The sequence below is a fragment of the Flavivirga abyssicola genome, from assembly GCF_030540775.2.
GTDB classification, from domain to species: Bacteria; Bacteroidota; Bacteroidia; order Flavobacteriales; family Flavobacteriaceae; genus Flavivirga; species Flavivirga abyssicola.
Map to the genome: position 1 here is coordinate 3074456 of NZ_CP141266.1, position 24899 is coordinate 3099354.

Here is a 24899-nt window from a genome sequence, read left to right on the forward strand (position 1 = left end):
TTAATGGTTATTTAAAAATTTATCAAAAGCTATTTTACTTTCATCTATTAAGTATTTTTCTGCTAATGGAATTAGGGCATCTGGTCCTTTATTGACCCATTTTATAAGGTTTTCATCATTTCCTTTGGCTTCTAATGCAAGCCAAACAGCAACAGGTAATGCACCCCATTTTTGCTTCATAGAGCCTCTGGATAGATTTGTATGTAAACGGTTTTCTTCTTCACTTGTAAAGTTTGATTTTGTAGATACTTCAATGATTCTTTCAGTAAATATTGGATATAGAATCTTAAAAGTGTTTTTTGATGTTTCTGACAAAGAATCCTTAATAGGGAACCATTTAGGAGACATTGAGCGATACATTCCAAATCCTTCGGTTATACATTCCCAAAAAATACGATCTTTAAAGGTGTTGATTTCTAATTTGTTTTTTTTTGCCCATTGCTTATGAAGTAAATGAGTGAATTCGTGTGCAAAGAAGCGATCAATGCGATTATCATTTACTGTATCTTTAGCAGAACCATAGGAGTTATATAAGGCATTTACATCTAGGCAAATGGTTTTATTTTGAAAGGTAAAAGCATCATCTCCACCATGATAACCTATAAGTATAAAAATAGTATCCTGAAGTTTTATATTTTGAAAGGGAACTTTTAGTGAATCCCTAAATGCATTCCATCTTTTTGTTTTAGATTCAATGAGTTTTAACCAGTCTTGTTCTTCTTTGGTAATAGGTTTGATGATTTTGGATATGGAATCAAGTTCAGAGGTACTTTTTCTTTTTAACAAGGCAACTTTCCATTCACTTGAAATTTTATTGGAATCAATTCCAATTTTCACCTTAATTATTCGACCATCTTCATTTTTAATATTTGAAACTTTTATTTTTTCTTTTTTATCGCATCCAAATATTACGCATGTTATCATTAAATAAAATAAAACTACTCTCATTGGTTAATGTTTTCAGTTAACTGAAAATGTTTAATTTTTTTATAACGGCTTCTCTTTATTTAAAATTATAGTTAATAGTTGACCTTTAGTTAATTGGCTTTTTGCTTAGTACTACCGTTTTGTATAATTTAGGTTTTCCTTTCCTAAAAGTAATTAAAAATTAAGAAATATGCCAGAGAGTAGGCTATAGTATTTTCAAAATAAGCCTATGTAATTATTTTTATTTGGTATTAAAAAAACGTTTTTTATTTTCGTGTTGTCTTCTTTCCTTATACAAAATAAACGTCATTTTTAATGACGTTTATTTTGTGTTAACAGTTTTAATATCAGTGTTTTATGCTGTAAATAGATAGTTTATTTTAGAAAATTATCGGCCAAATCTTGAGTTAATGCTACCATAGTCATAGTTGGGTTCCAAGAACCACTTGCAGGCCACAGCGCACCTCCGGTAACATATACATTTTCAACACCGTTTGGTCTATAATCTAAACCAACAACGCCTTCGTCATCTTTTCCTATCCAAAGCGTTGAGCCTTCGTGTACTAAGCCTCCAACTCTTCTTTGAGCAATTGGCGGATGATCTTTTTCCCAAGTACCTTTATCGGGTTCACCATGCCAATATTCAACATTTTGAGGTCCTTTAGGAGATAATGCTTTTTCTAACATTTGAAAAGTCCCTTCATCCATCGTGTCCCATGTTTGTAAATCGGTTTTACTTGCAATTGCCTGTAAATCCACATTTGTGGTAGGATTTATTTGGCCATTCAGTTTAAAGTAATTTTCAGGATTCCTAAAATCAATTTCTCCCAAAACGGCGCAGACAAATACTAAATGATCTTTTGAGCTTTGAAGCTGTGCCATGGATGCTGTGGCTACAACATCGGGCATATAACGCGCTGCTTTTTCGGCATTTTTCATCGGGTTTTTATCTGATAAAATAGAAAGCTGAACATGGTATTGCATACCACTTTCTTTATTTGCTCCTGCCATATATATGGCACCTAATTCCAGTTCATTTAATTGATTTGCGAAGTCATAATCTTTTCGAGGAACACGAGCAACAACAGATGTAATAAAATGTGCTGTAAACCGATCGCCAGCCTTTTTTACCTGAGGGAATGAATTCATAATCAATGTTGTTGGAGGTAAAGTACCCATAGCTAAAATTAATTTAGCATCACCAATATTTACAACACCCCGAGAGGTATCTAGTGCTGTTGCGACCCCGTCCTGTTGATAGATTTTATTTACAATACAATCACCAGCAATTTTTAGAGGGCTACCTAAATTTTTTGAACTTAAATTAGCCTGTTTATTTGCTAAATCCAACAACACAGATGGGGTGGAAAATTTAGCAAAATCTAAACCTTCTTGAATCCCTGAACCTGCTGCTAATGGAGCAGCCATACTTCGTGTTGCTGAGGGGATTTTGTCTAAGTTTGAAGCTAACATATCTTGCATAGCTTTTTGCATGATACCATAAACTGGTCGTTGTTCTGCTATATGGGTTAATACTTCTGGCTCTAGATCATCATCAATTTGATCTGCTGGTATAACATTTAATAATTTTTCTGCCGATTCAAAATGCGAACGGGCAGCATCAATAGTCTCTTGTGGCCAATAAGCCATTTCTTTTTCAGTTGGTCTTGGACACCATGCGCTCCACATAATACTGCGTCCTCCAAAAAAAGGAACCATACCGTGTTGGAATTGGATATTTCCTGGAGGTTGATTAGCGGTTTTAGAAGATAGTGTCCATGGAAATGTTTCTGAAAGCCCTCCCAAGGTATGCTGATAAGGCAGCGGTAGATTTTGAAAATGTTCCGGTAAGAAAAAAGGTCCTCTTTCCAGAATTAGTATTTTAGAAAAAGGCTCCTTATTCAATATTCTTTCAGCAAAAGCTAATGAGCAAAAACCACTACCAATAACAATGTAATCAAACGTATCCTGCTCTCTTGTGTTTTTCCATTCTGTTTCAGAAAGAAAATAGATGTGATCCATCACTTTTTGAGGTGTAGGTGTTTGCGGGCCTGGTGTTGGATAACCATTTGCAAAATTCGGACTCGAAGAAAAGGTTTTACTCATGTTTTTAATTTTTAATTTCCTACTCGTATGGCTTTTCAGTGACGCCCCGTTTATTTAGTGGTTTCTGGTCTCCACGATTTTAATCATTTAATTTTTTTGATTGCTATTGTGTAGTTCTTAGTATCAATTATAAGCAAGTTGTATTGGGTCACCATAATCTGTAAGTGGCATACCTAGCTGAAAATTTCGAGAGTGTGTATTATAATAGGGATTATACCATCATTTTCTTATAAGATTGTAGTTTCGTATTGAAAACCAAAAGTGAAAGTTTAATGAATTAAAGTTCTTTTCGTAAGTAAATTTTAATTGTATCAAAAATGTATAAAGAACGTGTGATTTAATTTTTGTATATTTTTGCTTACGAATGTAGGAAATTTAAACTTGATTTTAAAATTATATTTTTACAAGGAATAACTGGTTACTTCCTAAAATAGCTATTCTTTGTCCTTTTAAAACAGTAAATTCTTTAAAAGCCTATACTATTTTTTATTTGAAAGATATAACATCTTAAGAAATCACTGATGAAGTAAAGATAAGAGCATTAACTCTTAAGGATTAATGGCATTCAATGGCACTAGAAACATTATCTATAACGGGAGCTGGTGACACATATGGTATACCAAGGCCTAAGCCTCGAATGATAAAAAGTAATCCTATAAAAATAACAAAAACAGGAATTGCTTTTTGTATTTTTTGTCTAGCAGTTCCTTTTAAAAAGTTACTAAAATAAATAGCAGTAGTCATTAGGGGGATTGTACCTAAGCCAAAAACAGCCATATATAGACTACCTTTAAATGTATCTCCTCCAGCAATAGCTCCAAATAATGCCATATAAACTAGTCCGCAAGGTAAAAAACCATTTAAGAAACCAATGGTTAAAAAGGTATCTGCCGTTTTCTTTTTTAAAGCAGTCCCCAAAGCAGATTTTACTTTAGATATTAGTTTGTAAATCGGTTTTGAAACATTGTATTTATTAAATATTTTTTGTGGAATCAAGACAATCAATATCATTAAAACACCAGTTATGATGGAGAGTTGTTGTTGGAAACCAAATATATACAGACTCTTTCCAATAAGTCCAAAGACTAATCCAATTATGCTGTACGCTAGTAGTCTGCCGACATGATAAACGGTAATTTGAGATACTTTTTTGTAAGCATTTGTTCGGTCTAAAGGAAGCATAAAAGCAATTGGGCCACACATCCCCAGACAGTGAAAACTTCCTAAAAGTCCTAATACAAATGCAGAAATTAGCATGTTTAATAATTAATAGATTCTTTAAATAAATAAGATTTTCCGTTATATTGCCAATCTATTTTAATGTTCCAGCGACCATCTACCAAACGATTGTCAGGTATGAGCAAAGTGGGTTTAGATAATGAAATAGCAGTTTCAAAATCTAAGTGTTTGTTAGATGGTCTATATAGGAACACATTTCCAGTAATTTTTTTAAAATCAATATTATTAGGGAAATCAATTATAAGGCCTTCAACTGATTTTTTATATGTAATATTTTCGTTTAAATGTTTGGCATTTTTTAATTTATCAATGTCTTTTTGGTATTCTAATTCTTCAGCATAATAATCCTCTGTCACTAAATCATGGTCGTAAGCATCGTTCACATTCATTGTAATAATGAAGTACATAATAAAGCTTATAAAACCTATGAATGCTATAACTATTCCTGTGCCCCAGTTTATTTTCATGATTTCTTATTTTTATCATTCTGAATCTGTTTCAGAATTTCATTTTTCTTTTAATTTAGTTTTAAAGCTTTTTCCATTACTTTATCATATCTTGAATCCATACAAACACTAATGTCTGTAGTTATGAATTTACCATTATAAAACAGACTAAAAATTGTCGCTGGACTTGGCGCATTTTGTGCCTCTTCTAAAGACTCTAACTTAATTAGTTTAAGTGGTAAATTTCTATTTTTTGTCGTTTCTACTAAAGAATTTTTTGAATGAAACTCAGCAAAAGGACATCGATTTGAATAATAAACAACAACGCCATTTTTTTCAGAACATTCTCCGCTTTTAACAGACTTATTAAAAATAGGATCAGCTGCTTTTTGGTCTAATTTTTTTGCCAAAAGGCTAAAACCACTTGAAATTCTTTCCACCTCTTCAAAACCTTGATTAAGAAACCATTTTGTGTCACTCATAAAGTGAAACTTTTTAGTTCCAACAACGGTTACTAAACCATCTTTACCTTGATTCTTTGCATCTTCAATAGCGGTTTTCAATAATGCTTTCCCATAGCCATTTTGCTTATATTTTCCGGACACCCAAAAGCAATTAATGTTTATATAGTTATCAGCTTTAATAGGAATCCATGCATTTTCTGCTGGTCCATATTCTATAAATACTTTTGCTCTTTCATCAATTCTACGAAAAACATATCCGTTATTAAACTCTTTAGTTAACCAATCTTTTTTAGCTTGATAGCTGTCAATACATTTCTTATCGGATATGGCACAGCAAATGTGTTCTTCTGAAATATTATCCGAATTTATATTGATTAACTGTTTCATTTTAATATTAACTTACTTATAACTTCTTGGCCCTAAAAAATTGGCTGTTGTCGTCTCAATGAGTTTATCATCTGCATATACGCCTATCTTTATTTTGTTTCTATCACCTGTTAAAGTCGCGTTATTAATTTCTATAAATAAAGTGCCTTCTGCAATACCTTGACTTGGAACAACAAAGCTATCATGTGTTGCTACTAGTTTCAATTCTCCTTTATGGGACATTAGTTTGAAGCTTACATTATCAATATCTTTAGTCGTCTTATTAACTAACTTATAGGTGAAAACGTTACTTATAATATTATTCTCTTTATGTTCGTATAACTGTCCAGGTAACCTTAAAACATTGGCTTCAACATCATTTCTTAAAAAAAGCATACCAATTAGCAATCCAATCATTATGGAAAGAACAGCTATGTAGCCTTTCATTCTGGCTGTTAATTTAAATGGTGTCTTTTTTTCTATGTTTTCTTCACTGGCATATCTAATTAACCCTTTTGGTAGGTTAATACTTTCCATAATATGGTCGCATTCGTCAATACAGGCGGTACAGTTTACACATTCCAGTTGTGTTCCATTTCTAATATCAATTCCCGTAGGGCATACATTAACACATTGAAAACAATCAATACAATCACCATGTCCTAAAGCCTGTCTGTCTTCATTTTTTCTGAATTTCTTTCTACCATTTTTAGCTTCGCCACGTTTGTGATCGTATGCAACAACAATAGATTTTGTATCTAAAAGCGCACCTTGCAATCTTCCGTAAGGGCAAGCTATAATACACACTTGTTCTCTGAACCAAGCAAAAACAAAATAAAATACTGCCGTAAAAATGATTAATGAAATAAGCGTACTTACATGACTAAAAGGGCCATCGGTTATATATTGAATAAGTTTATCGCTTCCAATTAAATAGGCTAAAAACACATTAGCAATAATGAAAGAGATGATAAGAAATATAAATAATTTTAATCCCTTTTTTCTGATTTTTTCTGCATTCCAAGGTTGTTTGGACAAACGAATTTGTTTTCCTCTATCGCCCTCAATCCAATATTCAATTCTACGAAAAACCATTTCCATGAAAATGGTTTGTGGACAAATCCATCCGCAGAATATACGACCAAAAGCCACGGTAAAGAGTGTGATGAAAATAACACCGATAATCATTGAGACTACAAACAAATGAAAATCTTGTGGCCAAAACGGGAATCCAAAAATATTAAAACGACGTTCCAATACATTGAACATTAAAAACTGGTTCCCATTTATTTTTATAAAAGGAGATAGTAATAAAAAAGCAAGTAACCCATAACTTACCCATTTACGGTATTTGTAAAATTTTCCGTTGGGTTTTTTTGGAAATACCCAAGCACGTTTACCTTCTTCGGTAACCGTACCTATTGAATCTCTGAATATTTCATTATCTGGGGTTTCCACTTTTACTGCTTTTGTCTTAATTAACTAGTTTTATTTTAATCATTTTCAATATATTTTCGAGATCATTCTTAGTTTGTACCTTTCTACCTTCCATATATTTTTTGCGTCATACAAATTTTTCTTTATCGAATCTGGTAAGTCACTATTAAATATCAAATCAGCGGCTTTATCTCCAAATGTAAATGCTATTCGAAAATATTTATCACATGGAATAAGAAATTAGTACATTGAGACCTATCAGGTTTTTATAACCTGACAGGCCTTCCAGCTTAGTTTAGTTTGTGTTTGTTATAATCTCCTGAGTTGTTTCCGTTGATACTTCTATATTGTCATCCACCCATACATCACCTTCTGGTGCTTTAGGATTAGCAGGTGTAGTACCTTGTAATGTTAAAACATAACTTGCTACTTGTGCAATTTGTAAAGGTTTTAGTTGTTGTTTCCATGCAATCATACCTTTACCAGAACGTCCACCTTCGGAAACGGTTCTAAAAACATTTTTAATACCACCGCCTAAAATCCAGTTTGGGTCTGTTAAATTTGGACCAATACCACCACCACCATCTGCCATATGACAGGCAACACAGGTGGTTTCAAAAATGTCTTTACCAGCTTTTAAATCGGCAGCCTCAGTAAGAACAGTAACAGTATTTATATCTACTAAATCTTTCGCAGTTTTTTTATAAGCTTCAATGGCAGTTCTTGCTTCAGCTAATTCTGTTTCTAATTCATCAATTTGAGTGTCTCCATTAAAAACGTGATATTTCAATAGATAAACAGCAGCAAACACTATAGAGATATAAAAACCATATAGCCACCATGGCGGAAGATTATTATCCAACTCTTTGATACCGTCGTAATTGTGGTCCAAAATAATTTCACCTTCTTCTTCAAGCGGTTTTTGCCCAAGAAGTTTTGCATATATGTTTTTTAACCAAGTAAATTGATATTGCTTTTCTTTTTCTTCTAAAAACCTTGCTTTGGCCTCTTCATCTAACCTATGAAGCATCACATTTTCTAAAGCTCCAACTATGGCTTCAATAGCGATTAAGATAAGAAGTACTAGCAATAAGAATAATGAAACGGTAGGGTATTCTATAAATGCAGGCTTATCTCCTGAATCTATAAAGAACTCAACAGCTCCGAAAATAATAAAGAATACTACAGGAACTCGTATCCAAGATGGGATTAATTTTTTCATTTGATGGTTTTTTTATTGTTTTTTAATGGACAAATGTAACCTCCGATTCTATTCAGTTGTAAATTCATTTTTTGAATAGTCGGTATCATGATATATCGTCGTTTTGGTTGTCTAATGGAATATTGCTTACGGTTTTTATATAGTCTTTTTTAGCGGTAATGACCCACCAAAAAAGGGCTACGAAAAAGATGAAAAAGATGAGTAAAGAAATCATCGGATAAATCTCGATGCCTGTAATACTCTCCATATGGTTTTTTACAAATTTTAACATGCTTGTTAGTTTTTGATGGTTATTGTTGTGCTGTTTCTACTTTAATATCGGTTCCTAAACGTTGTAAATAGGCTATAAGAGCTACAATTTCTCTATTTTTCATTTCTATAAAGTCTTCGCCATTATCGGAAGCATATTTCTTATCGGCTTCGTACGTTTTAGCGAAATCAGGATCTGTATAGAGGTTTTGTTCTATTTGCGCACCTTGTGCAAGCATATCTTTCTGAGCATTGGCAATGTCTTCTTCTGTATAAGGAACTCCTAATGATACCATAGCTTCCATTTTAGCTTCTGTCATGGATTTATCCAATTTACTACTACTACCAGTTATTAACCAAGGGTAACGTGGCATGATGGATCCAGATGATGTACTTTGAGGATCGTACATGTGGTTAAAGTGCCAATTATCTGAATATTTACCACCTAACCTGTGTAAGTCTGGCCCAGTACGTTTACTTCCCCAAAGGAAAGGATGGTCGTAAACAAATTCTCCTGCTTTAGAGTATTCTCCATAGCGTTCTACTTCACTTCTAAAAGGTCGAATCATTTGTGAATGACAACCCACACAGCCTTCACGGATATAAATATCTCGTCCTTCTAATTCTAAAGGTGTATAAGGTTTTACACTGGCTATGGTTGGAATATTGGATTTTACCATAATGGTTGGTACAATTTGAATAATACCACCAATTAAAATAGCAACAGTCGCTAAAAGGGTTAATTGTACTGGTCTACGCTCTAACCAAGTGTGCCACCCTTCACTAGCAGTACGTCTTTTAGTAACACGTTCCAAAGCTGGAGCTTCGGCTAATTCGTTTTCAACTTTGCTGCCTTGCTTAATGGTTACAATAACATTGTAAACCATAATTAACATACCTGTAAGGAATAGTGTTCCTCCAATAGCACGCATCCAATACATAGGCATGATTTCTGTTACGGTTTCTAAGAAGTTACCATAAACTAACGTACCGTCTGGATTGAATTGTTTCCACATACTTGCTTGTGTAAATCCAGCAACATATAGTGGTAAAGCATACATGATGATACCTAGTGTACCAATCCAAAAATGTAGGTTGGCTAATCCGACTGAGAATAGTTTTGTTTTAAAAAGTCTGGGTACTAACCAATATATCATACCAAAGGTTAAGAAACCGTTCCATGCTAGAGCTCCTACGTGTACGTGCGCAATAATCCAATCTGTAAAGTGTGCAATCGCATTAACGTTTTTAAGTGATAGGGTAGGGCCTTCAAAGGTTGCCATACCATAACCTGTAATGGCTATTACCATAAATTTTAAAACTGGGTCTGTACGTACCTTGTCCCAGGCACCTCTTAAGGTTAAAAGGCCATTTATCATACCACCCCAAGATGGCATTAATAACATGACTGAAAATGCCACACCTAAGTTTTGTGCCCATTCTGGTAAGGCTGTATATAAAAGGTGATGAGGTCCAGCCCAGATGTATATAAAGATTAACGACCAGAAGTGAACAATGGATAATCTATATGAGTATACAGGTCGGTTAGCGGCTTTAGGTATAAAATAATACATGAGTCCTAAAAAGGGCGTAGTTAAAAAGAATGCCACAGCATTATGTCCGTACCACCATTGTACCAAGGCATCTTGCACTCCTGCATAAACGGAGTAACTTTTTAAAGCACTAACAGGTAATTCTAAACTGTTAAAAATATGAAGTACAGCAACGGTTACAAAAGTTGCGATATAAAACCAGATAGCAACATATAAGTGGCGTTGTCTTCTTTTTAGAATCGTACCAATTAAATTCCATCCAAAAACAACCCAAACAAGTGCAATGGCAATATCAAAAGGCCATTCTAATTCGGCATATTCTTTAGATGTGGTATAACCTAAAGGCAATGTGATTGCTGCGCCTACAATAATAAGTTGCCAACCCCAAAAGTTGATTTTACTTAAGGTGTCATTAAACATTCTGGCTTTTAACAGACGTTGTGTAGAGTAATACACCCCAGCAAAAATGGCATTACCAACAAAAGCAAAAATTACGGCATTGGTATGTAAAGGTCTTAAACGACCAAAACTAAGCCACGAAATCCCATCTGTAAGATTAGGGAATAAAAACATAAACGCCAGTAGCAAACCTACTAGCATACCCACAACACCCCAAAGCATGGTAGCATAAATGAAGTTTTTAACGATTTTATTATCGTAATGAAATTGTTGCATTTTCATAAGTGATTGTTTAATTGATTTTCATATGTCTTATGCAATCGCCAAGTTGAGATAGTTTTTTTACCAGTTTTTGTGGTAGCGATTTCATAGTTCTATTTGTTAATCTTTTTGGTTAGTATTTTTTTATTGGAATTTTCTTTAACGAGTTCGTCTTCAAATAGCATTCTTACAGAAGGTGTATAACTATCATCATACTGTCCTTTTTTTACAGCTACAATAAAGGCTATAAAGAAACCTACAGCTACAATAATGCTTATAGCTAATAAAATATAAATAACACTCATACCTACTTGAAGTTATGGTTCAAAATTACTGTCATACTTATTGTTAAAAAATGACATTTGTCATGTTTCATGTTCTTTATTATGTGTTTTGTAACCCTCCGAGTTTTTCTTTTGAAAAACCTACCTCCCTTTTTTAAAGAGAGAGGCAAGTCCCATTTATATTACTCAACACATCTCTTTTATATTTTTCAGCGCATCTCTGCGAAAACTCAGTGAGACTCTGTGTAACAATTTTTTAATTCAATTTTCTACCCACCATATTCGTTGCAACAGTGGTAAACACAACAATGCTAATAGAGCTAAGTGGCATTAATATAGCGGCTACTACTGGGGCTAACTGACCAGTTACAGCAAAATAGAGTCCGATACTATTATATATGAATGAGAGTAAAAAACTCCATTTAATAATGTTTATAGCAGATTTAGATATTTTTATATAATTAAATAGCTGGTTGAATTTTGAAGCATCTAAAATAGCATCACAGGCTGGAGAAAAAACATTCACATTTTCTGAAATAGCTATGCCAACATTACTTTGTGCTAATGCGCCAGCATCGTTTAATCCATCACCAACCATGAGTACATTAGCGCCTTCATTTTGATGGTATTTGATGTATTCTAATTTATCTTCTGGTTTTTGATTAAAAAGTAATTTTGTTTTTGTGGGAAGTAGTTTCGTTAGGTTATCTCTTTCACCGGCATTATCACCAGAAAGAATCACCAGATCATAATCCTTTTTTAAGGTATTAAATAGTTGGGAAATTCCTTTTCTATAGGCATTGTAGAATGTAAACTTACCTTTATATTGATTGTTAGTACTTACATGCACTGAGGTATTTAATGTTGCTGTATCGCTTGTGTGACCAACAAAAGGTGCGGATCCTATTTTTATGTTGTGATCTTTATATTGTGCTTCAATGCCTTTGCCTAAAAACTCTTCGTAGGTATCTAAAGTAAGGATGTCATGTTTATTTAAAATGTTATATAAGGATCTGCTTAATGGATGGTTAGAGCCTCGTAATGTACTCTTTAAAAGGGTTTCTTCATCTAAAGAAAGCTCAGAACCTTCATAATTTATAGCTGTTTCTTTGTTGGCAGTTATAGTGCCCGTTTTATCGAAAATAATGGTGTTTATTTTTGCCAATTGCTCAATAACACTAGCATTTTTTAAATAGAACTTCTTCTTTCCTAGAATTCGTAAAATATTTCCAAAAGTAAAAGGAGCAGATAAAGCAATAGCACATGGACATGCGATGATTAATACTGAGGTAAACACATTTAATGCTTTACTAGAGTCTGTGTATAACCAAAAAGAGGTCGCTATAAATGCGATTAATAAAATGATAATTGTGAAGCGTTTACTGATGCTATTGGTAATATTTGTAAACGATAATTCTTTATCTTTTTTAAATACATCGTTACTCCAAAGCTGTGTTAGATAACTTTGCTCAACGGATTTTAATACATCAACTTCAATACTGCCGTCTAACTGTTTGCCTCCTGCAAATAATTTATCACCTGATTGTTTTGATACTGTTTTAGATTCACCAGTTACAAAGCTATAATCTATACGAGCAGTTCCTTTTATTAAAATACAGTCCACAGGGATGAGTTCCTCGTTTCTGATAAGTAATCGATCACCTTTTTCTATGTCATAGACTTGTATGGATTCTTCTGTGCCTTCTGTAGTGATTTTTGTAATTCCGATAGGGAAATACGATTTGTAATCGCGTTCAAAGGATAAAAAGGTGTATGTTTTTTGTTGAAAAAACTTTCCTAGTAATAAAAAGAAGATGAGTCCTGTTAAACTATCAAAAAAGCCAGAACCTGCATCGAAAATAATTTCAGCAGAACTTCTTACAAATAATACTAAAACGCCTAAAGCAATAGGGACATCAATATTTAAAATTTTAGATCGAAGCCCTTTAAATGCAGAAATAAAATAATCTTGGGCTGAGTAAAAAACAACAGGAAGTGAAAAGAAAAACATGAGCCATCTAAAAAGGTGTTTGTATTTTTCTATCCAAAAGCCATCTACTTGAAAATATTCAGGAAACGATAAAAACATGACATTTCCAAAAGCAAAGCCAGCAATTCCCAGTTTGTATATTAAGGAACGATCAATATGCTTTTTGCCAACACTATAATCGTCTAAACTTATAAAAGGCTCGTAGCCAATACTACTTAATAATGTTACGAGGTTTTTTAATGTAAGTGATTTGCTATTAAAAGTGACTCGGACATTTTTTTTACCAAAATTGACTATGGATGCACTTATAGATGGATTTAGTTTGTTTAAGTTTTCTAAAATCCAAATACAGGAACTACAATGAATATGTGGAATATACAACGTAACTATTTGAGTATCGTCATTATTAAACTCCAGTAATTGTTCTACAATTTTTGCATTATCTAAAAAATTGTACTTGCCTTCAACATCTTTGGGAGTTGCTCCGGGTGCTTGCTGTAAGTCGTAGTAACAGGTTAAATCGTTTACAGAAAAAATCTCGTAAACAGTTTTACAACCGTTACAACAAAATGACTTCTCATCAAATATTATTGTAGAGGATGTAGCATCTAACCCACAATGAAAACATGTGTTGTTGCCCATTTTTATTTGCTCATTTATACCTACAACAAAAGTCATAAATCATTTCACTTTATAATATGATAATTGTCATGTTTTCTTTATTTTTACACGACGAGTAATTTATTATTATGGGCAAGTGCGAACAATGTATTATTAAGCAGTTTAACTCTCTTAAATCCTTGACTAAGGATGAGTTAATACGTATTTCAAATTGTAAAACTTCATACACTATAAAAAAGGGCACTGTTATTTTTGAAGAAGGCGAGGCTGTAAATGGCGTTTATTGCGTTAAGGAAGGCATTTGTAAACTTTCTAAATTAAGTGAAAACGGTAAAGACCAAATAGTAAAAATGGTGGTTAAAGGCCAATTACTGGGGCAACGTTCCCTTGTAAGTGACGAGAATTCTAATTTACAGGCAACGGCTTTAAATGATATGGAAGTTTGTTTTATTCCTAAAAGTGAAATAATAGCAGATCTTCAAAAGAACCCAAAATTTTCATTCGACATATTGAAAGATATGGCGCATGATTTACGGGAAGCCGATGATATTATAGTTAATATGGCACAAAAATCTGTGAGGCAGCGACTGGCAGAGGCTTTAATATATATACATAATAGTTTTGGAGTGAATCCAGATGGTACACTTAGTGTTTTATTATCTCGTGAAGATTTTGCCAATATAGTTGGTACTGCAACCGAGTCGGCGATAAGAGTGTTATCTCAATTTAAAAAAGAAGGACTCATTTCTACTATTGGAAAGCAAATTAAGATTGAGAATATAGAAGGTTTAAAACGGATTGAATAATTCTTAAGTTAACGTCAGTTCTATATATTATAAATTGATAATCAGATACTTAAAAAATTTTGAAGGAGAGATCATGTCATTCCGACGAGGAACGAGGAGGAATCTCATCATGATGAGATGTCTCGTCACTCATGCTTCGCTCCGTCGACATGACAAACAGCTGTATTTCATTGCATTATATAATTTGTTTTTAATAAAGTTTACGTCGATTCAGGTTAAGTTATATAAAAGAGGCTGAATTCTTAAAAGGTAAATAAAAAATATAATGTCCGTTGGAGCACAGTTGAACCCTTCTTATTTAATGAAGTGTTTTAGTTCTCGACTGCGCTCGAACGGACAAAAATTAGACTTTTTAGAGCTTTTTTGTTTTCTTTAACTTGTTGTTTCTGCCTCTATTTCTTTAGCAGGAGTTTCTCCATCTATTGATGCATTTTCTTTTTTAAGATAGGTATCTAAAAATTTGAGAATACTACTATATGCTTCAATTTGATTTTCTTTCTTGACAAAACCATGACCTTCATCTTCGAATAAAACGTATTCTACAGGAATACCATTTTTACGAACACCAGCAACGATTTCATCAGATTCTACCTGTAAAACTCTAGGGTCTTTAGCACCTTGTAAAACAATCAAGGGTTTCGTTACTTTATCTGTATGAAATAAAGGAGATATTCTGCGTAACCTTATAGAGTCTGCCGTATGTGGATTTCCTAGTTCTTTATAGAGTGCGTCTTTAAAAGATTCCCACCATGGTGGAATACTTTTAAGTGTACGAATCCAGTTTGTAACTCCAAATATGTTAACACCTACAGCAAACTCTTCTGGTGTATAAGTTAATGCAGCCATCGTCATATAGCCACCATAAGAACCACCCATAATGCCAATTTTACCAGCATCAATTTCTGGTTGAGAGGCTAACCAATTTTTACCTTCTACGCAATCCTGCAAATCTTTTTCACCGTGATTGAGGTCATCCATTTGGTAAAATGTTTTACCATACCCACTACTTCCACGGTTATTTACAGCAAGTACTGCATAGCCATGATTAACAAGATATTGCGTTAAAGAACTGAAATTTTGCCTGCTTTGCCCTCCAGGGCCACCGTGTACTAAAACAAGTGCAGGAACTTTAGTTTCAGCCGATGCTTGATGTGGTAAATAGTAAATCGCAGGAATTTCTACACCATCAAAAGACTTATATCTAATCACTTTAGCGGTTACCAAATGATTGGCATCAATGTCTTTATTGAGTACATCTGTAAGCTGATGTAGTTTTTTAGAGGCAAGGTTATATGTAAATAAATTCGATGGACTATTGGAACCACCAACATACATACGCATCATGGTTTCGTCTCTAGAAATTCCAACACTGGTTATACTGCCATTTTGAAAATCGGGAAGCTTTAAGTTTTCACCAGAAGCCATATCTAGTATTTCTATAACGTTTTTTGCATCTTCGTTTATAAAGCTTACCATATATTTCTCATTATGAGTAAAATAAATACCACTTACATCCCAGGATCTTTCTAAAACTTTTTCCCTTTCACCAGTAGCAATATTATATTTCATAACATACGAAAACTCAGCACCATCATCCGTAGTATAATAAAGTGTTTTGTTGTCTAAAGAGAAATCTTCAGCAGAATTACTACTTTGATTTTCGTTTACTTTAGTGAGCGATTTATCAGTTCTGTTATAAATAAAAATATCACTGTCGTTTGTGTTTATTGTTTTACTTAAAGCTAACAAGTTCTTGTCACTCGAAATAACATTAAAACTATAACCTTCATCATTTTGATAAATGAGTTCAGAAGCCATGTTCTCAACGTTCATTTCATAAACATCCATATAACGTTTATCTCTTTTGTTAGAACCATAAGTAAAGCTTTTTCCGTCGTGAGACCAGCCGTAAAAAGAAGCTCTGGCTCCTTCATCTGGTGTTAGTTCTGTAATGGAACCATCAATGTCTCGTAAGTATAAATGATAAATTTCATCGCCGTTACCATCAGCTCTATACAACATACGTTCATCATTTGGAAAGTATGAAATGCCAAAAATGGATGAAGAATCTGAAGCCGTTATAGGTGTAAAATCACCACCATTTGTTGGAACCGTATACATGTTATAAATTCCAGATCGGTTACTAGATACTAATAATTTTGATTTGTCTGGAGAAAAACTTCCTCCACCTACAGCTTCATTATCCATGAACTGTTCAATTGTGTACTCTTTTAAATTAAGAGCGACTTCTTTTGTTTGTTTTTCTTTTTTACAAGAGATAAACAAAACCAAAAGGACTAAGGTTACCAGTTTATTCATATTTAATTGATTTTAAATGATTTCACATGTTTAAAAGGGGAGCGTTTTATATTTTCTATCGAATTTTGGTAGGTTTTCCAGTCTTCATTAAAAAATGTATTTGTTTTATCAAGTCCGCTTTTTAAAGCATCTTTTGCATATTTTATAAGTGTGGTTTCTGTTGTTGTTAATCCATTTTGTCTGGATCGGACATAGCCATTGGCTAAATTAATACGCTGATTAATGTTAACTTCAGGATTACGTTTTATACCTTGTCTTTTATCTTCTTTTCCTAAAAACAGATTAATAATTGTGTCGATCTTCTTGGCAATATCCTTTGAAGCCTTTATTTGATCTTTATATAATTCTTTATCCAGTTTTTTCAATTCAGATTGATATTTTTTTGCAATTTCTTTACTTTCAGCCAATTGTTTTACAGCATCAGCCATGATTTGTATCATGTTTTCAATGTTCTTTGATGCTTTGTATACCTCATTGATAGCGTTATCAGATTTATTTAAACGCGGATCATTCTTTATGGTAATCATTTCCTCTGAGGTTTGATCTCCAAAATTCAATACTATTTTATATGTCCCAGGTTTTACTTTGGTTCCTCTAGGTTCTTCTTTATTTTTAATAACTTTTCGCGAAGCTCTTTTAGGCCCTTTTTCATTCATCTGCCAAGCCCATTTATATATTCCGGTTTCTTTTGGTGCTTTTTGCTTCAATGTTCTTATTAATCGGTCACCATCATAAATTTTCATGGTTAAAGAATCCCACTTGACCTGAGCTTGATTCAGGTTCTCATCAATTGTCTCATTCTCTTTTTCGTTATCCTCTTCCTCTTTTTTCTCTTCATCAGACGATTCTTTTTTATCGATGGTTACATAATATGAAATTAATGCACCAGCCTTTCTGTTCTTTCCATGGTATATGGCGTCTCCTCCAAATCGAGTTCCTGTTGGTTGTTGATAAGCAGCTAAATATGACGTAGGAGGTTCAAATAATTCTAATTTTTGATTAAGAATTTGTTGGTTTTCAGTAATGGCTCGTAATGGACGAATATCATCTAAAACCCAAGCTGCACGACCAAAAGTTCCAATAATTAAGTCATGTTCGCGGGGGTGAATAATTAAATCTTTTACAGGAACAGTAGGAAAGCCTTCTGTCCATTTAATCCATGTATTCCCAGCATCAAGAGAGATATATAAACCATCATCCGTGCCTAAAAATAATAGGTTAGGGTTTTCAATATCTTCTACGATGGATAGCGTATAGCTTTTTACATCCTTGGCATCAACAATACGTTGCCAAGTTTTACCGTAGTTTTTAGTTCTGTAAGCATAAGGAGTATAGTTAAAACGTCTATAATCATTTGCTATTAAAAGTGCTTCGCCTTTATTTTTATTAGATGCTTTTATTTGAGCAATCCAACTTCCAGAAGGCAAATCTTTAACGTTTTTTGTAACATCAGTGTAAGTCTGTCCGCCATTTTGAGTGATGTGTACACGGCCATCATCTGTACCAATCCAAAGCATGTCTTTTTCTAATGGAGAAGGTTCAATAACTAAAATGGTGCAATGGTTTTCAGCGCCTGTGGCATCTAAAGTTAGTCCACCACTTTCACTTTGTTTTTGTTTCTCCGGGTCATTTGTTGTTAAATCTTCAGAAATAACGGTCCATGTTAAGCCTTTGTCGGTAGATTTATGAACAAATTGACTTCCAAAATACAATGTGCTGGAATCAAAAGGATCGATATTAATAGCCGAATTCCAATTAAATCGAAGTTTTACATCAGCATCAGGATGTGTTGGTTTTACAGTATAATTATTTCCAGTTTCAGAATCATATCTGATGACATAACCTTGTTGACTCATAGACCACCCAAAACGGGAATCTTCTTTATCAGGAACGACATCAAAACCATCACCAAAACTTATTTCCTGCCAATAGGAATTTCTAATACCTTGAGATCGCCATACATAAGCAGGACCCTTCCAGGAACCATTGTCTTGCATACCTCCATATACGTTATATGGAATATCATTATCGACATTAATATGGTAAAATTGCGCTACAGGCAGATTTCCTATAAACCGCCATGTTTTCCCGCCGTCTTTAGTGATGTTTAGTCCGCCGTCATTACCGTCTATCATAAAGTTGCCATTGGTAGGATGTATCCACCAGGCATGATGATCTGGGTGGATGCCATTATCGGCACCATAAGCAGGCATAAGCCGTGAAAAGTTTTTTCCACCGTCCTGACTAACGTTTACGTAAGTGTATATACTGAAAATACGATTTTCATTTTGTGGATCTACATAGATTTCAGAATAATAAAATGGGCGGTTGCCAATATCATTTTTATCATTTATTTTTTGCCATTTAAACCCGCCGTCTTCACTCTTATATAGTGCATTTTTTTTAGCTTCTATAAGTGCATAAATAATATTAGGTTTATTAGCAGCAATGGCAATACCTATACGTCCTAGGTTTCCTTTTGGTAAACCATCGTCATCAGTTAGCTTTTTCCAGGTTTCACCACCGTCATGTGTAATATGTAAACCAGAACCTTTGCCACCGGAATTAAAAAACCAAGGATCACGCTTATGCTCCCACATGGCTGCAATGAGTTTATTTGGATTTGTTGGATCCATAACTAAATCAGCAGCTCCTGTTTTATTATTAACGAATAATATGTTGTTCCAGGTTTTTCCACCATCTGTTGTTTTATAAACACCACGTTCTGGATGCACGCCCCACGGTGAACCTATAGCTGCAACATAAACGGTGTTTGGATGTGTTGGGTCTATAACAACACGATGTATATGCCGTGTTTGTTCTAAGCCCATTAGTTTCCAATTTTTGCCACCATCTAATGATTTGTAAATACCATAACCACCATTTAAACTATTTCTTGGATTACCTTCACCCGTTCCGGCCCAAATAACACTTGGGTTAGATTGTTGAATGGCAACAGCTCCAATAGAAGCCGTTACTTCTTTATCAAAAATAGGTTGCCATTTAATACCTCCTGAAGTGGATTTCCATAAACCTCCAGAGGCTGTACCTACATACATAACATCTGGGTTGGAGTGAACAACATCAATCGCAGTAACGCGACCAGACATACCACCAGGACCAATGTTGCGTGGTTGCATGTTTTTTAATAAGTCCATTGAAAATTCTTGAGATAGTACAGAAATTGATGCTAATAGCATCAAGAGACAAAGAGTGTGTTTCATTTACGAGGTTAATTAATTTTAATAAAGATAAGGAAAACTTGTTGCGAGATTCTTAACATGATGTTAATATAACATTTCAGAAAAAATATAGTATTTTTATAGTGCTATGAGGAATAATAAAACCATAAGAAAAGGTTTTGTATTTAAAAAATATGAAAAACCTTATCAATCTCCTTTTGATAGAATTTTCGAAGTCTTCAAAGAACTTATCACACATACATCGGGTGATTTTGACGAGGCTATTGACTGGTTACGGGAATTAGATAAAGAATATAAACTCACTACTGATGATTATTCTATTGATGATTTTATTGAAGACTTAAAGAAGAAAGGCTATATAAGAGAAGAGATAGACCCTAATGGTAATGGCGGTATGGCTATTACAGCAAAAACAGAACGTGCTATTCGTCAGCAAGCATTAGATCATATCTTTGGGAAGATTAAACGTAGTGGACAAGGAAACCATAAAAGCAAAGGTATAGGTGTAGGAGATGAGCATACAGGAGATTTTAGGAATTATCAATTTGGTGATGCTTTAGATAAAGTATCTATGACCGAAAGTTTAAAAAATGCTCAGATAAATCATGGTATCGGTGATTTTAACCTATCAGAGGAAGATTTAGTTGTTGAAGAGACACTTCATAAATCGCAGATGAGTACGGTTTTGATGATTGATATCAGCCATAGTATGATTCTTTATGGAGAAGATCGAATTACACCCGCTAAGCGAGTAGCTATGGCATTGGCCGAATTAATTACAACACGTTACCCTAAAGATACTTTAGATATTTTAGTGTTTGGAAATGATGCATGGCAGATTGAAATTAAAGATTTACCGTATTTAAAAGTAGGGCCATATCATACCAATACTGTTGCAGGTTTACAATTAGCAATGGACTTACTCCGAAGAAAAAGAAATACCAATAAACAAATATTTATGATTACCGATGGAAAACCAAGTTGTTTGCGTTTACCAGATGGTGAGTATTATAAGAATAGTAATGGTTTAGATAAACATATTGTGAATAAATGTTATGCTATGGCACAACAAGCAAGACGTTTACACATTCCCATTACAACATTTATGATTGCCCAAGACAGTTATTTAATGCAGTTTGTAAGAGAGTTTACTTATGCGAATCAAGGAAAAGCATTTTATACAGGATTAAAAGGATTGGGTGAAATGATTTTTGAAGATTACGAAACGAATAGAAAGAAACGTATTAGGGGTAGCTAGAAATATAAATTAAACTTGCTCCTCCCTTTTTGAAAGGGAGGTGGATTTTTCAAAGAAAAATTCGGAGGGTTAAAAAAAACATGATACTAAAAAAAGATATATAAATTTTAGTATCAAATAATAAGGATTATAATAGAAATTAGGCAAAAGAATATATAAAGGAAGATAGAATATAGAACATGAATATAGTAATTTAAGTCTATTTTCTATAATCTAAGATCTCTTTTTTAAAAAAAGAATATGAAAATAGAAAACATAAAAACACTAGGCGATTTAAAAAAAACAGGGTATCAATCTAAATCTATTAAAGATGAATTGAGAGAAAACCTGATTAAAAAAATAAAGAATAAAGAGACAACTTTTGAAGGGGTCCATGGTTATGAAAACACGGTAATTCCTGAGTTAGAACGTGCTATTTTATCACGTCATAATATCAACCTTTTAGGGTTAAGAGGACAAGCAAAAACACGTTTGGCTCGTTTAATGTTAAATTTATTAGACGAATACATACCGTATGTTGAAGGTTCCGAAATTAATGACGATCCGTTGCAACCAATTTCAAGATTTGCAGTGGAGTTGATAAAAGAAAAAGGAGACCATACACCAATTTCCTGGTTACCAAGGCATGAACGCTTTGCAGAAAAATTGGCAACGCCAGATGTTACTGTCGCTGATATTATTGGTGATGTTGATCCCATTAAAGCTGCTAATTTAAAATTAAGTTATGCAGATGATAGAGTGATTCATTATGGAATGATACCTAGAGCTAACCGTTGTATATTTGTGATTAACGAATTGCCAGATCTGCAAGCAAGAATTCAGGTTGCTTTGTTTAATATTTTACAAGAAGGTGATATTCAAATTAGAGGCTTCAAATTACGTTTACCTTTGGACATGCAATTTGTATTTACAGCTAACCCCGAAGATTATACGAACAGAGGAAGCATTGTAACGCCTTTAAAAGATAGAATAGGCTCTCAAATTTTAACGCATTATCCTGTAAATATTGAAACAGCCAGACTAATAACAGAACAGGAAGCTAAATTAGTAGAAAATCAAAAACATACGGTTTTAGTGCCGGATTTAGCTAGGGATTTATTAGAACAAATTGTTTTTGAAGCTCGCGAAAATGATTTTATTGATGCTAAAAGTGGTGTTAGTGCACGATTGAGTATTACTGCTTTAGAGAACTTGTTGAGTACTGCCGAACGTCGGGCGTTGATATCAGGAGATAAAATTACTATGCTACGGTTGAGTGATTTTGTTGGTATTATTCCATCTATTACAGGAAAAGTAGAGTTGGTTTATGAAGGTGAGCAGGAGGGAGCAGCCGTTGTTGCTTATAACTTAATAGGAGATGCCGTAAAAACTTTATTCAATGAATTTTTCCCTAAGATTGAAAAACTAAAAAGACAGGAAGATGTGGGGCCTTATGATGATATTGTATCCTGGTTTTTTAATCAGAAAGACGGTTTTGAGTTATTAGATGATTTACGTGATAAAGAATATAGAAATTTATTAGATTCTATCGCGCCTTTAGATAATTTGTTAGGAAAATATCAACCTAATGTATCTAAGCCGGATAGTTATTTTGTAAAAGAGTTTGTGCTTTGGGCATTGGTAGAATATAAACAGTTAAGCAAACAGAGGTTTACTGAAGGTATTCAATTTAAGGACCCTTATGGTAGTTTTATAAGCGGGATATAAAAACTGGATTTTTGGCTAAATAAAAATCTGGCTTGTGGTTAGTAACGTATATAAGTAAAAAACCTACTTATGAATAAACGTTATCTTACATTCGTTTACCTGTTATTTTCATTGATTAGTCTTTCTAATGCTCAAATTTCGGAAGTAAATTTTCTGAATAGAGATTATGATTATGGTATTCAGCCAACTAACATTCAAGCTAATGATGTATATGATGTCTATGTTGCATGGCGAAATGCTTTTGCTACACCTTGCACAAATGGAAGATATAGAATAAAATTTGATACACCTACGGAAACAGTTTCAGAAGGAATTGCTTATGGGATGTTATTAGCAGCCTATGCAAATGACAAAGAGCTTCTAGATGGTTTGTGGCTTTATTATCAGGATTTTTCTAATGCTAATGGTGTTATGAACTGGAAAATAGATGGCTGTTCTAGCGTTATTGGTCAAAATGGTGCGACTGATGCCGAATTGGATGCTGCCATAGCTTTGATTGTAGCAGATAAACGTTGGGGGAATTCCGGTACTATAAATTATAAAAGTGATGCTCAGACTTTAATAAGTGCTATAAAAAACTATGAAGTAGAAGCTAATACGAATGTGTTAAAACCAGGGGATGCATGGGGAGGAAGTGCAAATACAAATCCATCATACTTTGCGACAGGTTATTTTAGAGTGTTTGGTGAGTATACCAACGATACGACTTTTTGGAATGACGTTGCTGATACTTGTTATGATATTATCAATGCGAATTTGTCTAAAAATAATGCCGCTTATAATTTAGTATCGGATTGGTGCGAGGCAGATGGCGACTATTCTGCTATTGTACCTTGGGCTCACGATCAAGGGAAATCCTATTTTTACGATGCGGCCAGAACTCCATGGCGAATAGCCATAGATTATGTGTGGTACGGTAATTCAAAAGCATTAGATTACTCTGTTTTATGTAACAATTTTGTTACTGTTAAAGGTGGTTTTGATAAAATATATCCAGGGTACAGTCAAGCTGGCGTTGCAATTAATACAGCTTATAAAGACCCAACGTTCACAGGAGCTTACGCTACAGCAAGCATGTCCTCAAGTACTCAAAGCTTTGTAAATAACGGTTATACTGAATTAAAAAATCAATCAACAAGTGCCTACTTTGGAGCTACATTAAGAGCTATTTATATGTTTGCACTTTCAGGTAATGCATATAATCCATTAAAAGAACCTTCTTTAAGTGTTACTGAAATAGATGATATATCTTTCGAAATATATCCTAACCCTACTTCGGATTATTTATTTGTGAATTTTAGGTCTACAAGACCAAAGACACTTAGTCTGTATTCAATTAACGGAGCTAAGTTGTTAAGTAAACCAATTGATAATTCTGAAATAAAGCTAGATATTAGGCATTTAAAAACGGGAATCTATCTTCTAAATATTGATAAGGAAAACCATAAGATTGTTAAATTATAATTAAGTTACCAATTCCCCCGGTCCTTTATATTAGCTTTACAAAGTTTGATGATTTCAACAATGCGTTTTTGTTTGGTTTCTTCTCTTTTTGCTTGATTTAACCAATACAAATAGTGTTTCCTGTATGAAGGTGCAAAGTTGTTATAATTATTAAAGGCTGTTGGGTGTTTGTTAAATGCTATTTGTAGAGCTTCTGGAATAATACCTTTTTCAACATCATCTAAAGCCGTCCAACTACCATTTTTCTTTCCGATTTCAATAATTTTAAAACCACTTTCGTGCATTAAATTATTGGCAGTAAGCTCTTTTATATATCTTTTGTTTAGAGCACTCCACACACTTTTTGAATTTCTTGGAGTAAAGCGTTGTTTCCTTTTTCCGTTACCCAAGCTTTTTACTGTGGAATCGATCCAACCGTAGCAAAGCGCAACTTTTACAGCTTCTTCCCATCGCATGGAAGGCTCTTTGTTTTCTACTTTATAAAAAATAAGATAAATACCTTTAGAAGTACCATGATTTTTGTGTAACCAGTCTCGCCATTCTGTATCTGTCTTAAAATATAGTTCAGTAGTTTCCAC

The 24899-nt window shown here is 33.7% G+C and carries 18 protein-coding genes; 4 read left to right on the forward strand and 14 right to left on the reverse strand.

The features are described from left to right. The 11 genes from Q4Q34_RS12925 to Q4Q34_RS12975 form a co-directional block, all read right to left on the reverse strand. On the reverse strand, positions 1-948 hold the full coding sequence (locus Q4Q34_RS12925; protein WP_303316107.1) for a DUF5700 domain-containing putative Zn-dependent protease: 948 nt from the start codon (positions 946-948) through the stop codon (positions 1-3). A gap of 354 nt (positions 949-1302) precedes the next feature. Next, positions 1303-3033, reverse strand: a complete 1731-nt coding sequence (locus Q4Q34_RS12930; protein ID WP_303316105.1) for a GMC oxidoreductase — start codon at positions 3031-3033, stop codon at positions 1303-1305. Positions 3034-3588: 555 nt separating this feature from the next. Further along, positions 3589-4290, reverse strand: coding sequence for a sulfite exporter TauE/SafE family protein (locus Q4Q34_RS12935; protein ID WP_303316104.1), 702 nt, complete (start codon positions 4288-4290; stop codon positions 3589-3591). 2 nt (positions 4291-4292) lie between these two features. Further along, the gene (locus tag Q4Q34_RS12940) at positions 4293-4739 is read right to left on the reverse strand and encodes a FixH family protein (protein ID WP_303316103.1); all 447 of its coding nucleotides are present in this window, start codon (positions 4737-4739) and stop codon (positions 4293-4295) included. A gap of 50 nt (positions 4740-4789) precedes the next feature. After that, positions 4790-5569 carry an N-acetyltransferase gene (locus tag Q4Q34_RS12945; protein ID WP_303316101.1) on the reverse strand — a complete coding sequence of 260 codons (780 nt, stop codon included), beginning with the start codon at positions 5567-5569 and terminating at the stop codon, positions 4790-4792. A gap of 12 nt (positions 5570-5581) precedes the next feature. Next, complete coding sequence (gene ccoG / locus Q4Q34_RS12950) at positions 5582-7006, reverse strand: cytochrome c oxidase accessory protein CcoG (RefSeq protein ID WP_303316100.1); 1425 nt, start codon at positions 7004-7006, stop codon at positions 5582-5584. 274 nt (positions 7007-7280) lie between these two features. Next, positions 7281-8207, reverse strand: coding sequence for a cbb3-type cytochrome c oxidase N-terminal domain-containing protein (locus Q4Q34_RS12955; RefSeq protein ID WP_303316099.1), 927 nt, complete (start codon positions 8205-8207; stop codon positions 7281-7283). Positions 8208-8292: 85 nt separating this feature from the next. Next, positions 8293-8478: a CcoQ/FixQ family Cbb3-type cytochrome c oxidase assembly chaperone gene (locus Q4Q34_RS12960; protein WP_303316097.1), complete on the reverse strand. Its 186-nt coding sequence runs from the start codon at positions 8476-8478 to the stop codon at positions 8293-8295. 19 nt (positions 8479-8497) lie between these two features. Beyond that, positions 8498-10690 carry a cytochrome-c oxidase, cbb3-type subunit I gene (gene ccoN, locus Q4Q34_RS12965; protein ID WP_303316095.1) on the reverse strand — a complete coding sequence of 731 codons (2193 nt, stop codon included), beginning with the start codon at positions 10688-10690 and terminating at the stop codon, positions 8498-8500. A 92-nt stretch (positions 10691-10782) separates the two neighbouring features. Continuing rightward, a complete protein-coding gene (gene ccoS, locus Q4Q34_RS12970) occupies positions 10783-10974 on the reverse strand; it encodes a cbb3-type cytochrome oxidase assembly protein CcoS (protein WP_303316093.1) in 192 nt (63 codons plus the stop codon). Between the two features lie 235 nt (positions 10975-11209). After that, positions 11210-13585 carry a heavy metal translocating P-type ATPase gene (locus tag Q4Q34_RS12975; RefSeq protein WP_303316300.1) on the reverse strand — a complete coding sequence of 792 codons (2376 nt, stop codon included), beginning with the start codon at positions 13583-13585 and terminating at the stop codon, positions 11210-11212. A 107-nt stretch (positions 13586-13692) separates the two neighbouring features. On the opposite strand from Q4Q34_RS12975, the gene Q4Q34_RS12980 reads away from it, so the two are divergent. Then, positions 13693-14370: a Crp/Fnr family transcriptional regulator gene (locus Q4Q34_RS12980; RefSeq protein ID WP_303316091.1), complete on the forward strand. Its 678-nt coding sequence runs from the start codon at positions 13693-13695 to the stop codon at positions 14368-14370. A gap of 372 nt (positions 14371-14742) precedes the next feature. On the opposite strand, the gene Q4Q34_RS12985 is transcribed toward Q4Q34_RS12980, so the two are convergent. Further along, on the reverse strand, positions 14743-16689 hold the full coding sequence (locus Q4Q34_RS12985) for a S9 family peptidase (protein WP_303316089.1): 1947 nt from the start codon (positions 16687-16689) through the stop codon (positions 14743-14745). 2 nt (positions 16690-16691) lie between these two features. Further along, complete coding sequence (locus tag Q4Q34_RS12990) at positions 16692-19913, reverse strand: VPS10 domain-containing protein (protein WP_303316088.1); 3222 nt, start codon at positions 19911-19913, stop codon at positions 16692-16694. Between the two features lie 106 nt (positions 19914-20019). On the opposite strand from Q4Q34_RS12990, the gene Q4Q34_RS12995 reads away from it, so the two are divergent. The 3 genes from Q4Q34_RS12995 to Q4Q34_RS13005 all read left to right on the forward strand — a co-directional run bounded on the left by Q4Q34_RS12995 (position 20020) and on the right by Q4Q34_RS13005 (position 24321). Further along, the gene (locus tag Q4Q34_RS12995; RefSeq protein WP_303316086.1) at positions 20020-21150 is read left to right on the forward strand and encodes a vWA domain-containing protein; all 1131 of its coding nucleotides are present in this window, start codon (positions 20020-20022) and stop codon (positions 21148-21150) included. Between the two features lie 240 nt (positions 21151-21390). After that, a complete protein-coding gene (locus Q4Q34_RS13000; protein WP_303316085.1) occupies positions 21391-22857 on the forward strand; it encodes a magnesium chelatase in 1467 nt (488 codons plus the stop codon). Positions 22858-22926: 69 nt separating this feature from the next. Next, positions 22927-24321: a glycosyl hydrolase family 8 gene (locus Q4Q34_RS13005; protein WP_303316083.1), complete on the forward strand. Its 1395-nt coding sequence runs from the start codon at positions 22927-22929 to the stop codon at positions 24319-24321. A 5-nt stretch (positions 24322-24326) separates the two neighbouring features. Here the strand turns inward: Q4Q34_RS13005 and Q4Q34_RS13010 are convergent, their stop codons facing one another. Next, positions 24327-24899: a YdeI/OmpD-associated family protein gene (locus tag Q4Q34_RS13010; RefSeq protein ID WP_303316082.1), complete on the reverse strand. Its 573-nt coding sequence runs from the start codon at positions 24897-24899 to the stop codon at positions 24327-24329.